A 14180-nucleotide genomic window follows, 5' to 3' on the forward strand; every position below is an offset into this window, starting at 1 on the left:
GGCCATCTGGCCGACCGCACACCCATGTCCATCTAATAATGGAGTTGTCATGCCGAAGATGAAGACCAAGAAGAGTGCTGCAAAGCGCTTCGTGGTGCGTCCGGGCGGTACCGTCAAGCGCGGTCAGGCCTTCAAGCGCCACATTCTTACCAAGAAAACCACCAAGAACAAACGCCATCTGCGCGGTTCGACGGCCGTTCATGATTCCGATCTGAACTCCGTGCGCGCAATGCTGCCGTTCGCTTAACCCTTAACCGACACTCATAGGAGCGAAACATGCCTCGAGTAAAACGTGGGGTTACCGCACGGGCCCGTCACAAGAAGATCATCAAGCTGGCCAAGGGTTACCGCGGCCGTCGCAATAACGTCTATCGCATCGCCAAGCAGGCGGTCATGCGCGCAGGCCAGTACGCCTACCGCGACCGCCGCAACAAGAAGCGTGTGTTCCGCGCACTGTGGATCACGCGTATCAACGCGGCGGTGCGTCAGCACGACATGACGTACAGCGTGTTCATCAACGGCCTGAAGAAGGCTTCGATCGAACTGGACCGCAAGGTGCTGGCCGACATGGCTGTGTTCGACAAGGCTGCTTTTGCTGCGATCGTTCAGCAGGTGAAAGCCGCCGTTGCAGCCTGATTGCGCTTCTGGCAATTAACACTGCGTGGTTCGTTGCAGCGAACATCCGGTAGTCTCGGTGACGCTGCAACAAAAACGGGGCTCCTCACCGAGCCCCGTTTTTGTTGGTAGAACCGGTTTTGTTTCGATAGAACACTGACGTTGAAATGATGGGATCAATGGATCTGGACCAGATTGTCGCCGACGCGCAAAAAGCCTTCGCAGAAGCCTCCGACGTCACCACGCTCGAGAACGAGAAAGCGCGCTTTCTCGGCAAGTCGGGCGCGCTGACCGAACTGTTGAAGGGCCTTGGCAAGCTCGATCCCGACACGCGCAAGACCGAAGGCGCACGGATCAACCTCGTCAAGCAACAAGTTGAAGCCGCATTGACCGCACGCCGTCAGGCGCTAGCCGACGCGTTGCTGAACCAGCGCCTCGCCGCCGAAGCGATCGACGTTACCTTGCCGGGCCGTGGCGCTCATGTTGGCAGCCTGCACCCGGTCATGCGCACCTGGGAGCGCGTCGAACAGATTTTCGGCAGCATCGGATTCGACGTGGCCGACGGCCCCGAGATCGAAACCGACTGGTACAACTTCACTTCGCTGAACAGTCCGGAAAATCATCCGGCGCGGTCCATGCAGGACACGTTCTATGTCGACGGCAAAGACGCCGACGGCCGCCAACTGCTGCTGCGCACGCATACGAGCCCGATGCAGGTGCGTTACGCGCGCACCAACACGCCGCCCATCAAGGTGATCGTGCCGGGGCGCACGTACCGCGTGGACAGCGACGCGACTCACTCGCCCATGTTCAACCAGGTCGAAGGCCTGTGGATCGACGAGAACATCAGCTTTGCCGACCTGAAGGGCGTCTATACCGACTTCCTCAAGAAGTTCTTCGAGCGCGACGATATTCGGGTGCGCTTTCGCCCGTCCTATTTCCCGTTTACCGAACCGTCGGCCGAAATCGACATGCTGTTCGAAACGGGCAAGAACGCGGGCAAGTGGCTCGAGATTTCCGGCTCGGGGCAGGTTCATCCCACGGTGATCCGCAACATGGGCCTCGACCCGGAGCGCTACATCGGCTTCGCGTTCGGCAGCGGCCTCGAGCGGCTCACCATGTTGCGCTATGGCGTGCAGGACCTGCGTCTTTTCTTCGAAAACGACCTGCGCTTCCTGCGCCAGTTTGCCTGACCGAGCACGCGCCGCGCGCGGCGCGACAAGCATAGAGCGCGGCAACGCACCCAGTGCATGCCGCCAGGTGTCCCGGCAGTGACTTGCAGTGAAGCTCGCATTTGCCTCACGCGGACCTAACCCGATCAGAACGTACACAGAACCATGCAATTCCCGGAATCCTGGCTGAGAACCTTTGTCGATCCGCAACTGACGACGGACGAGCTGTCGCACGCATTGACGATGGCGGGTCTCGAAGTGGAAGACCTGCGACCGGCCGCGCCGCCTACCTCGAAGATCGTAGTGGGCCAGGTGCTGGAAGTCGTCAAGCATCCGGACGCAGACAAGCTCAATGTCTGCCAGGTCAACGCCGGCACCGGCGCGACGCTGAACATCGTTTGCGGTGCGCCGAACGTGGCGCCGGGCATCAAGGTGCCGGTCGCACTGGTCGGCGCGCAACTGCCGCCGGCCGAAGAGGGCGGCGCACCGTTCGCGATCAAACTGTCGAAGCTGCGCGGCGTGGAAAGCCAGGGCATGCTGTGCTCGGCGCGCGAACTCAAGCTCTCCGAAGATCATAGCGGCCTGCTGATCCTGCCGGACGATACGCCGATCGGCCAGGACATCCGCGAAACGCTGAATCTCGACGACACCGTTTTCGAAATCAAGCTGACGCCTAACAAGGCGGACTGCCTGTCGGTGTTCGGCGTGGCGCGCGAAACGTCCGCCATCACGGGCGCGCCGTTGCGTCCGCTCGACATCAAGCCGGTGCAAGTCAAGCTTGACGAGACACTGCCTGTGCGCATTTCGGCGCCCGATCTCTGCGGCCGTTTCTCTGGTCGTGTCATCCGCGGTGTCAATGCGCGTGCGAAATCGCCGCAATGGATGGTCGAACGTCTGGAGCGTTCCGGTCAGCGCAGCATCTCGGCGCTCGTCGACATTTCCAATTATGTGATGCTCGAGTTGGGCCGTCCGTCGCACGTGTTCGACCTGGACAAGATCCACGGCAGCATGGAGGTGCGTTGGGGCCGCAAGGGCGAAACGCTCAAGCTCTTGAACGGCAACACCGTCGAGCTCGACGAAACGGTCGGCGTGATCGCCGACGACCGGCACATTGAAAGCCTCGCGGGCATCATGGGCGGCGACAGCACGGCCGTCACGCTCGACACCACCAACATCTACCTCGAAGCCGCATTCTGGTGGCCCGACAGCATTCGCGGCCGCTCGCGCAAGTACAACTTTTCGACGGACGCGGGCCATCGCTTCGAACGCGGCGTCGACTATGCGACGACCGTCGAGCATATTGAGCGCATCACGCAGTTGATCCTCGATATTTGCGGCGGCGAGGCGGGCCCGGTCGACGACCAGATCGTCAATGTGCCGCAGCGCCAGGCGGTGAAGATGCGCGTGTCGCGCGCAAACCGCATCATCGGCGTCGCGATCGGCGCCGACGAGATCGCCCAGATCTTCACGCGCTTGGGTCTTCCGTTCGAGCGCGACGGCGACACCTTCTCGGTGACGCCGCCGTCGTACCGCTTCGACATTGAAATCGAAGAGGACCTGATCGAGGAAGTCGCGCGCATTTACGGCTTCGAAAAGATTCCTGCGCGGCCGCCGGTCGCGAAGAGCGAAATGCGCGCCACCCACGAAACGCGCCGCTCGATCCACACTCTGCGCCACACGCTCGCCGCGCGCGACTACGCGGAAACGGTGAACTTCAGTTTCGTCGACGCCGAGTGGGAACAGGACTTTGCCGGCAACGACAAGCCGGTGCGCCTGCTGAACCCGATCGCGAGCCAGCTCTCCGTCATGCGCACCACGCTGTTCGGCAGCCTGATCCATGTGCTGCGCACGAATCTGAACCGCCGCACCGCCGATCGCGTGCGCGTGTTCGAAGCCGGCCGCGTGTTCCTGCACGATCCGTCGATCAAGGCCGGCGAACTGACGGTCGAAGGCTTCGCGCAGCCGAAGATGATCGGCGGCCTCGCTTACGGCCCGGCGCTCGAGGAGCAGTGGGGCGCGCCCGCGCGCACGGTCGACTACTTCGACGTCAAGGCCGACGTGGAGGCGCTGCTCGCGCCGGCGGTGGCGCGCTTCGTGAAAGCGGAGCATCCGGCGCTGCATCCGGGGCGCAGCGCGCGCATTGAACTGAACGGCCGCGCGATCGGCTGGATTGGCGAACTGCATCCGCGCTGGATGCAAAAATACGATTTACCGCATGCGCCGATTCTGTTTGAACTGGAAGCGGACGCATTAATGCAACGCGTATTGCCCACACCGTCGGAAGTGTCTAAATTCCCGCCGGTGCGGCGCGATATCGCGGTGGTTGTCGATCAGAAAATCGAGGTGCAGGCGCTTCTCGACGAGCTCCAGAAGGCCCAGTCGGAGGCCGCCTGCAAGACCGTTCAGAGGGTTGCGCTTTTCGACGAATTCCGTCCAAAATCAAACACTTCCGGTGGTCTGGCGGCTCACGAGAAAAGCCTTGCGTTCCGGGTTACCTTGCAAGATACTGGCGGGACCCTTCAGGACGAAACGGTCGATCTGGCCATTCAGACTCTGGTGGAACGTCTGGCTCGAGTATATGGCGCACGGTTGCGCGGATAACCCGCATTTAACAATTGCACGGCTGTTTCCGCATCCTTTGTTTTCTGTCTCGCGCGCCATTTGATAGATATGAATGAAATGAACTCGAGTGATTTCGAAGCGCTTCTTACGGCGCAACGCAGCGCCATGATTCGAGAAATTCCGACATCACCCGCCGCCGTTTCAACCGAAACGCCGACGCTCACCAAGGCGGAACTTGCCGAGTTGCTGTTCGACAATGTCGGGCTCAACAAGCGGGAAGCGAAAGACATGGTTGAAGCGTTTTTCGAGGTGATCCGCGACGCGCTGGAGAGCGGCGACAGCGTCAAGCTCTCGGGCTTCGGCAACTTCCAGTTGCGCGACAAGCCGCAGCGTCCCGGCAGAAATCCGAAAACCGGCGAGGCGATTCCGATTGCCGCGCGCCGCGTTGTGACGTTCCATGCAAGTCAAAAGCTGAAGGCTCTGGTCGAAAACGGCGCGGAAGCGAGCTTCACGCGCTGACCGACTGGTGCGTTCCTGCGCAACCACCACGACGGCTAACTGACGATGACAGCGACGATGGAAAAAGTCGTCTTGCCTCCGATTCCGGCGAAACGCTACTTCACGATTGGTGAGGTCAGCGAACTATGCGGTGTGAAGCCGCACGTGTTGCGCTATTGGGAGCAGGAGTTTACGCAGTTGCGTCCGGTGAAGCGGCGCGGCAATCGCCGGTACTATCAGCATCACGAGGTGCTGCTGATCCGGCGAATCCGGGAGTTGTTGTACGAGCAGGGCTTCACCATCAACGGTGCGCGCAACCGGCTCGATTCGCACGGCGGCGGCGCACACGGTGCGCCGGCCGAAGCCGGCGAGCAGGTCGAGGGCATCGCGCCGCCGGCGCCCACTACCGTCGCAGTCGATGTCGAGCAGTTGCGCAAGGAACTGCTGCATGTGATCGATCTGTTGAATCGTTAAGCGGCTTTGTTAGTGCAAGCGGTTCTCATCGAATGAAGTGTCTGTTATAATTTCTTGCTGTTCGGGGCGTAGCGCAGCCTGGTAGCGTACCTGCATGGGGTGCAGGTGGTCGGAGGTTCAAATCCTCTCGCCCCGACCAAAGAAATCAAGGCCTTACAAGCAATGCTTGTAAGGCCTTTTTCGTTTCTGACCGAAGCCCCCCACACAGTGAAGACCCCCACAAAGCCCCCGGCGTCGGGGTGTGTATCAATCGCAGTGGTTATCCGTCTCAACGCAAACTTATCGAAAAAGTGGGGAGTGTCGGGGCGGCGCGGGCTGATAACTGGAGACGGCCATCCTGGCAGTGGTACTCCCCGGCCAGAACGACAAGCGCGCTCGCGAATTTCACTCGCGCCCCAACGCGACAAACCTCTCCAGGTGATGATCCTCATCGCCTAGCTGATGATCGATCATCACGAGCCGCTTGGCGTAGTGAGCAAGCGGCAACTCCCACGTCATGCCGATCCCGCCATGTAACTGGATGCATTCCTGCGCGACCAGCGTGCCGATCCTGCCGATGCTGTACTTGGCCGCCGACACCACTCGCTCCCGCACCTTGCGCTCGGCGCCGAGCGCCGCCGCGGCATTGATCACAGCTGAGCGCGCCTGCTCGATTTCCAGCAGCATGTCGGCCATTCTGTGCTGCAACGCCTGAAAGCTGCCGATCGCCACGCCGAACTGCTTGCGCGTGCGCAGGTAGTCGAGCGTGGAGTCCTTCGCCCTTTCCATCGCGCCGAGCGCTTCCGCGCATAATGCGAGTACTCCGCACGCAATGGCGTATTCGAGCGTGGCAAAGCCGTTGTTTGCCTCGCCGATGAGCGCGTCGGCGCCGAGCATGACGTTGTCGAAACTGACTTCCGCCGCGCGTCCGCCGTCGATCTTCGGATAGCCGCGCACGCTCACGCCCACCGCGTCGCGTGGCACGAGAAAGAGGCTCACGCCGTGCTCGGAATCGTCTTCGCCCTCAGTGCGCGCCGACACCAGGAAGAGGGAGGCGTGCTCGCCGTGCTGGACGACCGCCTTGGCGCCGCTCAGTTGCCACGCGTTGCCACTGCCGCTGCCACTGCCGCTGCTTTTGCGCTGCGCGCGCGTCGTCACGCGGGCCAGCTCGTAGTGACTATCCGGCTCGCCGTGCGCGAACGCGGCAATGCGTGAGCCGTCGATCAATTCGCCAAGCCGTGCGCGCTGCGCGTCATTGCCGCTGCGAGCAATCGCCTGGCCGACAATGAGCGTGTCCAGAAACGGCTCGACCACGAGGCCGCGTCCGAGGCTCTCGAACACCACGGCAATATCGAAGCCCTCGCCGCCGAAGCCTCCGCTCGTTTCGTCGAACAGCGCGCCAATAATGCCTAGTTCTGCGAAGCGATTCCACAATTCACGGCTGAAACCCTCGGGCGATCGGGCGATCCGATCGCGCGTCCCGAAGCCGTATTGTTCGCTGACGAAACGGTTCAGCGTCTCGGCGAGCATGCGGCGATCTTCAGTGTGCTGGAAATTCATGACGTACGCTTCCTCTTACAGTCCGAGGATCATTTTGGAAATGATGTTCTTCTGGATCTCGTTCGACCCGCCGAAAATCGACAGCTTGCGATTGTTGAAGTATTGCGCCGCCGCGCTCGCCGCCTCATCGGGTCCCACGGGCTCACCCCGATAGCCTTCGTGCAAGGCTTCTTCGATAAACGGCTGCGCATACGGTCCCATCGCGCGGCGCGTGAGCGACGAGATCTCCTGACGGATTTGGGTGCCGCGAATCTTGAGCATCGAACTTTCCGCGCCCGGCACGCCGCCGCCCGCCACTGCGGCAATCACGCGCAGGTTCGTGGTCTTCATGTTCTCCAGATCGATTTCGACGCGCGCCATGCGCGCCGCAAACGCCGGGTCTTCTGCGAGCGGCCGCCCGTTGCGCCGCTGTTTTGCCGCGATTTTGCGCAGCCGGTTGAAGGCCGCCACCGAAAAGCCGACGCCCGCGATGTTCGTGCGCTCGTACGTCAGCAGATACTTCGCGTAGGTCCAGCCCTTGTTTTCTTCGCCGACGAGATAGGCGGCGGGCACCCGCACGTCGGTGAAAAACACTTCGTTGACTTCATGTTCGCCATCGAGCGTGATGATCGGCCTCACCTCGACGCCTGGCGTTGTCATGTCGATCAGCAGGAAGCTGATGCCTTCCTGCTTGCGCACGTCGGTCGCAGTGCGCACGAGGCAGAAAATCATGTTCGCGTAGTGGCCGAGCGTCGTCCACGTCTTCTGACCATTGACGATGTAGTGCTCGCCATCCGCATCCACGCCGCGCACTGCAGTGGTTTTCACGGACGCGAGGTCGGAACCCGCGCCGGGTTCCGAATAGCCCTGACACCACCAGTCGGAACCGTCGAGAATGCGCGGCAACCAGTGACGCTTTTGCGCATCGCTGCCGTATTTGATCAGCACGGGCCCGAGCATATTGACGCCGAACGGCACGACGCGCGGCGCGCCCGCGAGCGCGCATTCGTTCTCGAAGATGAATTTCTGCACCGGGCTCCAGCCGGGCCCGCCGTATTCCCGCGGCCAGTGGTTCGCGAGCCAGCCGCGCTCGTTGAGAATGGCGTGCCATTCGGCCATGTCTTCACGCGTGAGCCGCCGGCCGCCCTGCACTTTGTCGGCAAGACGCTGCGGAAGTTTGTCGCGCAGAAACGCGAGCACCTCGGTGCGAAAGGCTTCTTCTTCGGGCGTGAAATTCAGGTTCATCGCAATTCCCTGTGGGGAGGTTGAGCGGTCGCGCCGGGCTATGCCGGCGGTTGCGCCGTGTCAGACTGTCTGATTGAGGCTCGCGAAATCCGCGCCGCGCTCGACGAGTTCGACGAGGAGCGGCGACGCCTGCCAGAGCAGCGGATCTTCCTTCGCAAACTCGCGAATGTCCGCGAGAATGCGCGGCAGGCCCACCATGTCCGCATATTTCATCGGACCGCCGCGATAGCGCGGAAATCCGTAGCCATACAGAAACGTCACGTCGACGTCGAGCGGGCGCAGCGCGATCCGCTCATGCACGACGTTCGCCCCTTCGTTGATCATGGCGGCCATGTAGCGGCGCATGATCTTATCGTCGGTGAAAGAGCGCGGTGTGATGCCGGCGCGTGCGCGCTCCGCGTCGATAATCGCCTCTACTTCCGGGTCCGGCTGGCCGCTGCGCGATCCTTCGGGGTACAGATAAAATCCACGGCCCGTTTTCTGGCCGAACCAGCCGCGCTCGCACAGGCGGTCGGCGATCTGTACATAGCGTGCCGCCGGATTGCGCGTCGCGGCGCGCCGTTTGCGCGCGGCCCAGCCGATGTCGCCGCCCGCGAGGTCCACCACCTGGAACGGTCCCATCGGAAAGCCGAACGCGCGCACGGCCGCGTCGATCTGATAGGGCGACGCGCCGTCTTCCATCATGGCGTCGGCCGCGCTGCGATACACCGCCAGAATACGGTTGCCGATGAAGCCGTCGCACACGCCCGCGCGCACAGGCGTCTTGCGCAGTTTCTTCGCAAGCTCGAACGCGGTCGCGACCACGTCAGCGCTCACGGCCCTCGGCACGACGACTTCGAGCAGCTTCATGATGTTGGCCGGCGAGAAGAAGTGCAGACCGATCACGTCGGCGGGCCGCGAAATGCTGGCGGCTATCGCGTCGATGTCGAGATACGACGTGTTGGTCGCGAGCACCGCGCCCGCTTTGCAGACGCGATCGAGTTCGGCGAACACGGCCTTTTTGACTGCGAGATCTTCGAACACGGCCTCGATCACGAGGTCGGCGTTCGCGAGTGCTTCGTACGACGTGCTGCCGGTCCAGCGCGCCATCAGTTCGGCCTTCTTCGCCGCGCTCATGCGGCCCTTCGCGATCAGTCCGTCATAGACCTTCTCGATGTGCGCGCGGCCGCGCGCGAGTGATGCCTCGTCGCGCTCGATCATCGTCACGGGCAGACCCGCGTCCAGCACTGCCACCGCAATGCCGGCGCCCATCGTGCCGCCGCCCACTACGCCGATTGCCTCGAGTGCGCGTGGTTTTGCATCGCGCGTCTCGGGCGCTTTCAGCACTTCACGCTCGGCAAAAAACGCGTGCACCAGGCCCGCGCGTTGCGGGCTGTCGAGACATTGCAGAAAGAGTTGACGTTCGACGCGCAAACCTTCTTCGAATGGCTGCGTGACGGCGGCCTCGACGGCATCGACGATCTTCAGCGGCGAAAAGAGACCGCGCGACTTTTTTTCCGTTTCCGTGCGCGCCGCGGCGAGCGCCGCGAGGCTGGCCGCGCGGTCGCTCAATGCGGCGGCGTCGCGCGTGCGGCGTGCTGTTGCATGGGCGGCCAGCAGCGCGTGCGCATAGGCGAGGCCCTCAGCGAGGATGTCGCCGCTTGCGCCGAGCCGGTCGACGAGGCCTAGCGCGAGGGCTTCTTTGGCGCTCGCGTGGCGGCCGCTCAACATCAGATCGAGCGCGGCCTTGGCGCCGATCAGGCGCGGCGTGCGCTGTGTGCCGCCCGCGCCGGGCAGCAGGCCGAGTTGCACTTCGGGCAACCCGAGCTTCGCGCCTTCGACGGCAATCCGGTAGTGCGCCGCGAGCGCGACTTCCAGACCGCCGCCGAGCGCCGCGCCGTGAATCGCCGCGACGACCGGCTTCGTACACGCCTCGATGCGGTTGCACACGTCCGGCAGCGAGGGCGGCACCGGCGGCTTGCCGAACTCGCGAATATCCGCACCGGCGATGAAGTTACGGCCCGCGCCGACGAGCAGCACCGCTTCCACCGAGCGGTCGCTGTCCGCGGCTTCGATCGCGGCCAGCAGGCCGCGCCGCACGTCCGCGGAAAGGGCGTTGACGGGCGCGTGGTCGATCGTCACGAGCAGCACCTTGCCGCGCAATTCGCGCGTCACGACGTCGGCTGAAGGGATAGGGGTCATGCGTGTCGTCTCCTGGCTGATAGTCGGCGCGCGCCGATGCCGCTTCGCGCGAATGCCGCCGATTGTGGAGCGGTCAAGGTTCATTGACAATCACATGAACGGTTGACAGACTGTCAAAGTAAATTTGACAAAGGCCTTTTCGTGGACGTCAATTCGCTGACCCTCCTGGTGGAAATCCTGGACGCGGGCAACCTGAGCGAAGCCGCGCGGCGCCTCAAAATGAGCCGCGCGAACGTGAGCTATCACCTGAATCAGCTGGAGCGCTCGGTCGGCTTGCAACTCGTTCGGCGCACCACGCGCCGCGTCGAGCCCACGGAGATCGGTCTGCAGTTATACGAGCACGGCCGCGCGATCCGGAACGCGCTGCTCGCCGCGCGCGAATCGGTGACGACGCTCGGGCAAAGCCTGCAAGGGCGCGTGCGCTTAAGCGTGCCGAGCGGTTACGGCCAGCTCGTCATGTCCGAGTGGCTTATCGAATTCAAGCGGCGCTATCCCGGCATTGTGCTGGATGTGCTGTTCGAGAACCGCGTGGAGGATCTGATGCGCGACGAAGTCGACATCGCCGTGCGGATCATGTCCGAGCCGCCGCAAAATCTCGTCGCGCGCGATATGGGGTCCGTGCGCTACGTTGCCTGCGCTTCGCGTTCGTTCGCCGACAGCCACGGCATGCCGGTTCAGCTCGACGATCTGCGCACCGCGCCGCTGATCACGGCAGCCGTGGTGGGGCGGCAATTGCGCGTCGCCGCTTATCTACACGACGAGCGTCATGAGGTGTTGCTCGAACCGACCATCATCTCCGAGAATTTTCTGTTTCTGCGGCAGGCGGTGCTGGCGGGACTGGGCGTCGGCATCGTGCCCGACTACGTGGTGCATGACGATCTGAAACGAGGCGACGTGGTGACGACGCTCGACGAGTGGCGCCTGAGCATCTTCGGCACGAACATGTACATGCTGTACATGCCGAACCGCCATCACACGCGGGCGGCGGCGACGTTCATCGAATTCATTCTCGAACACGCGCGCGCGAGCGGAAGAGGCGGTGCGGCCTAGTTTGCGGTTTTCGCAGGGTTTCGGCTGGGTGGCGGGCGCGGCTTACTGAGAGTGTTCGGCGCGGCTTGCGGGTTATGGACAATTGCGCCGCCGCCTGCCCTCAGTATGCTGTGAACAAGAGCGCAGACGCGCCGTCCGGCAGCACGTCGAAACGTCAGGGGAGACCAGAATGAAGTGGACAGTTGCCTTGCTCACCGTGCTCGCGAGCGCGGTTGCGGCGCTGCTGATCGCGCGCCTGCCGGCCGAGCAGGCCATTCGCCTTGCCGGTTATGCAGCGACGGCTGCGTTTGCCGCGCTCATCAGTTTTGCGATTCGCAGGCGCAACGCTCGGGCGCAAAGAGGCAAGCGCGTCGGATAGCGCCTGCTAGAAAGTGCGCCCGCTGGCGCGCACCGTGCGTGCTACGATGCTCCGCTCATTGCGCAGCACGCCGGAGAATCAGATGCGCCCAGACACTGCCGACCGTTTCGACAAAGAGTTCGCGCCTCGCATTGCCGAGGCCATTGCAGCGTGCTTCGCCACGACGGTGCACACGGAAGTGCTGCCGTACGGCGGTCCCGGTCGTCCCACACGACTCCACATTCACGCGGCGGCGCTCGAGCATATCGCTCACTACGCGCATCCGTTGAATCTGTATCTGACGTGGGACAGCGACGAGATCGAGCGGTTGATGAAAGATGAAGGGCAAGCGCGATTTGCCCGTTATCTTGCCGCGCTGCCGCGCAAGCTCGCGGCCTGGCGTCACGCGCGCGAACTCGATTTTGCGTCGCATACGCAAGCGGAGCCCGTCGCGCTGATCGGCGGGCTCGACTTCGAGTCGTAAGCCCGCGCGCTGCGTTTGACTCGCGGTTGTGCGCCGGCGTTCTAGTCCAGCTTGAACTGGGTGACCGCACCGGCAAGGCTCACGGCCTGGGTCTGCAAAGCGGCTGCGGCGGCCGTCGACTGTTCGACGAGTGCCGCATTCTGCTGGACCATTTCGTCGAGCTGGCTCACTGCGCGGTTCACTTCCTGAATGCCGCGCGTCTGCTCGTTGGCCGCTTGCGTGATCTCGGAGATGATCGTCGTCACGTTCGCGACGTTGCTGACGATCTCGCTCATCGTTTCCCCGGCCTGGCGCACCTGGCTCGAGCCCGAGGTGACGCTTGCGACGGTGGCTTCGATCAGCGCCTTGATTTCCTTCGCCGCCTGCGCGCTGCGCTGCGCGAGGCTGCGCACTTCGCCCGCCACGACCGCGAAACCGCGGCCCTGTTCGCCGGCGCGCGCGGCTTCCACTGCGGCGTTCAGCGCAAGAATGTTGGTCTGGAATGCAATGCCGTCGATCACGCCGATGATGTCCGAGACCTTCACCGACGCGTGCTGAATCTCGGCCATCGTCGTAATTACTTCGGAAATCACGGCGCCGCCGCGCGACGCGACCTGCGATGCCGATACGGCCGTCGTGTCCGCCTGCTTTGCGGCACTCGCCGATTGCGTGACGGTCGACGTGATCTCCTCCATCGACGCCGCGGTTTCCTGCAGGCTTGCCGCGGCCGATTCGGTACGGCCGGACAAATCGACGTTGCCCGCGGCGATTTCATTCGATGCTACACGCACCGATTCACTCGCGTCGCGAATCTGCCGCATGACGTGACTCAGTTTTTCGATGAACGTGTTGAACGAGCGGGCGATCTGCGCGACTTCATCGTTGCCGATGGCGGGCAGGCGCTGCGTCAGGTCGCCTTCGCCGGAGCCGATGTCGTCCATGGCATCGCGCACTTTCGACAGGCGCTGGAACGAGACCGCGGTGACGGCGGCGACGATCGCCGCTGCAATACCGGCAATCACCACCAGCGCGATGACCGACGCGGTCAGCAGCGAGCGCATGCCGGCGGTGGCTTCGGCTTTGTCCAGCGCGACGACCACGTACCAGTCGGTGCCCGGAATCGGTTGCGCGCGCAACAACTTGGCGCTGCCGTTTACTTGCATCTGTATCGGACGTTCCGCGTGAAAGAGCGCCGCGAGCTTGTCGCCCGCGAGCCCCATCACCAGGTCGGACACCGGCTTCAACGTGAGCTTTGCATCCGGATGCGCGACGATCTGACCGCTCGCGTCGATCAACATGCCGAAGCTCGCGGGGGTCGGATGAATCGACTTCACATTGGCGATCACGCTGTCCATCGCGACGTCGCCCGAGACCACGCCTTTGACGGCGCCGTCGCGTACCACGGGCGCGGCGAACGCGACCACGAGCTTGCCAGAGCCGACGTCGACATAGGGCGGCGTTGCCACCGGTTTGCCCGCCGCCGCAGCCTGCTTGTACCACGGGCGCCCGGTCGGATCGTAGTTGGCGGGAATGCCGGTCGGGTCGGAAAACTTTGCCGTTTTGTCCGCGTAGCCCACATAGACATTGGTGAACTTGCCGGCGGCGGCGATCTGCTTGAGCGCCGCGGAGGGGTCCGGTTGCAGCACGGCGTCCTGCAGCGAGTCGATCATCTGGCTATTGGCCGCGACCCAGTCGCTGATACCTGCCGCATGGCCGCTCTCGACGGCGGTGAGGCTGCTGTCGATGGCATCGGCGTTATACGAATTGGCGACGAGATAGTTGAGAACCGCATTAGTTGCGAGCGCAACGACAACGATGGCGACGCACAGCGCAACGATCCGCGCGCGAATGGAAGAAAACATGGTGGGAGTCTTTCGGATGAGCAATGAGTCGTGGTCGATGAGGCGGGCGCCTCACAGGTTGTATACGGCTCGTGTGCGCAAAGACTTGAGTACGCGTTTCTCCCTGTTTACGCGGGACCTGGCGCACGCTCCCGAGATTGCAATACGTCTGATGATTGTGACCCGGTCCGAGAAAACGCGATCGTGGCAGCATGAAAGAACGG

Annotated in this window: 13 protein-coding genes and 1 tRNA gene; 10 read left to right on the forward strand and 4 right to left on the reverse strand. The window is 63.1% G+C overall.

Features of this window, described 5'->3' with window-relative positions; translation table 11 throughout:
• The first annotated feature begins 49 nt into the window (after nucleotides 1-49).
• From rpmI to ACEN8U_RS19560, 7 genes are all read left to right on the forward strand, one after another.
• Nucleotides 50-247 (forward strand): 50S ribosomal protein L35, encoded by a 198-nt coding sequence (rpmI, locus tag ACEN8U_RS19530; RefSeq protein WP_006052501.1) that lies wholly within the window; start codon nucleotides 50-52, stop codon nucleotides 245-247.
• Nucleotides 248-276: 29 nt separating this feature from the next.
• Nucleotides 277-636: a 50S ribosomal protein L20 gene (gene rplT / locus ACEN8U_RS19535; protein WP_006052502.1), complete on the forward strand. Its 360-nt coding sequence runs from the start codon at nucleotides 277-279 to the stop codon at nucleotides 634-636.
• 158 nt (nucleotides 637-794) lie between these two features.
• Complete coding sequence (gene pheS, locus ACEN8U_RS19540; protein ID WP_015003291.1) at nucleotides 795-1808, forward strand: phenylalanine--tRNA ligase subunit alpha; 1014 nt, start codon at nucleotides 795-797, stop codon at nucleotides 1806-1808.
• A gap of 144 nt (nucleotides 1809-1952) precedes the next feature.
• A complete protein-coding gene (gene pheT, locus ACEN8U_RS19545) occupies nucleotides 1953-4388 on the forward strand; it encodes a phenylalanine--tRNA ligase subunit beta (protein WP_015003290.1) in 2436 nt (811 codons plus the stop codon).
• A 69-nt stretch (nucleotides 4389-4457) separates the two neighbouring features.
• Entirely contained in the window at nucleotides 4458-4868 is a 411-nt protein-coding gene (locus tag ACEN8U_RS19550; RefSeq protein WP_006052505.1) for an integration host factor subunit alpha, read from the forward strand.
• 45 nt (nucleotides 4869-4913) lie between these two features.
• Entirely contained in the window at nucleotides 4914-5321 is a 408-nt protein-coding gene (locus ACEN8U_RS19555; protein WP_028363555.1) for a MerR family transcriptional regulator, read from the forward strand.
• A 62-nt stretch (nucleotides 5322-5383) separates the two neighbouring features.
• A tRNA-Pro gene (locus ACEN8U_RS19560) sits at nucleotides 5384-5460 on the forward strand.
• Nucleotides 5461-5705: 245 nt separating this feature from the next.
• Here ACEN8U_RS19560 and ACEN8U_RS19565 read toward each other — a convergent pair.
• From ACEN8U_RS19565 to ACEN8U_RS19575, 3 genes are read right to left on the reverse strand one after another with little or no spacing between them, the layout of a single operon-like run.
• The gene (locus tag ACEN8U_RS19565; RefSeq protein WP_015003289.1) at nucleotides 5706-6860 is read right to left on the reverse strand and encodes an acyl-CoA dehydrogenase family protein; all 1155 of its coding nucleotides are present in this window, start codon (nucleotides 6858-6860) and stop codon (nucleotides 5706-5708) included.
• 15 nt (nucleotides 6861-6875) lie between these two features.
• Entirely contained in the window at nucleotides 6876-8084 is a 1209-nt protein-coding gene (locus tag ACEN8U_RS19570; protein WP_015003288.1) for an acyl-CoA dehydrogenase family protein, read from the reverse strand.
• A gap of 60 nt (nucleotides 8085-8144) precedes the next feature.
• Nucleotides 8145-10265, reverse strand: coding sequence for a 3-hydroxyacyl-CoA dehydrogenase NAD-binding domain-containing protein (locus tag ACEN8U_RS19575; RefSeq protein WP_041746325.1), 2121 nt, complete (start codon nucleotides 10263-10265; stop codon nucleotides 8145-8147).
• A 141-nt stretch (nucleotides 10266-10406) separates the two neighbouring features.
• On the opposite strand from ACEN8U_RS19575, the gene ACEN8U_RS19580 reads away from it, so the two are divergent.
• The 3 genes from ACEN8U_RS19580 (at nucleotide 10407) to ACEN8U_RS19590 (ending at nucleotide 12136) form a co-directional block, all read left to right on the forward strand.
• On the forward strand, nucleotides 10407-11315 hold the full coding sequence (locus ACEN8U_RS19580) for a LysR family transcriptional regulator (protein WP_015003286.1): 909 nt from the start codon (nucleotides 10407-10409) through the stop codon (nucleotides 11313-11315).
• Between the two features lie 169 nt (nucleotides 11316-11484).
• Complete coding sequence (locus ACEN8U_RS19585; protein ID WP_015003285.1) at nucleotides 11485-11673, forward strand: hypothetical protein; 189 nt, start codon at nucleotides 11485-11487, stop codon at nucleotides 11671-11673.
• 82 nt (nucleotides 11674-11755) lie between these two features.
• A complete protein-coding gene (locus ACEN8U_RS19590) occupies nucleotides 11756-12136 on the forward strand; it encodes a DUF5594 family protein (RefSeq protein WP_041746323.1) in 381 nt (126 codons plus the stop codon).
• A 41-nt stretch (nucleotides 12137-12177) separates the two neighbouring features.
• Here ACEN8U_RS19590 and ACEN8U_RS19595 read toward each other — a convergent pair whose 3' ends face one another.
• Nucleotides 12178-13977, reverse strand: a complete 1800-nt coding sequence (locus tag ACEN8U_RS19595) for a methyl-accepting chemotaxis protein (protein ID WP_015003283.1) — start codon at nucleotides 13975-13977, stop codon at nucleotides 12178-12180.
• Nucleotides 13978-14180: the final 203 nt, after the last annotated feature.

It is taken from the genome of Paraburkholderia phenoliruptrix, assembly GCF_047325075.1.
Lineage (GTDB): Bacteria > Pseudomonadota > Gammaproteobacteria > Burkholderiales > Burkholderiaceae > Paraburkholderia > Paraburkholderia phenoliruptrix.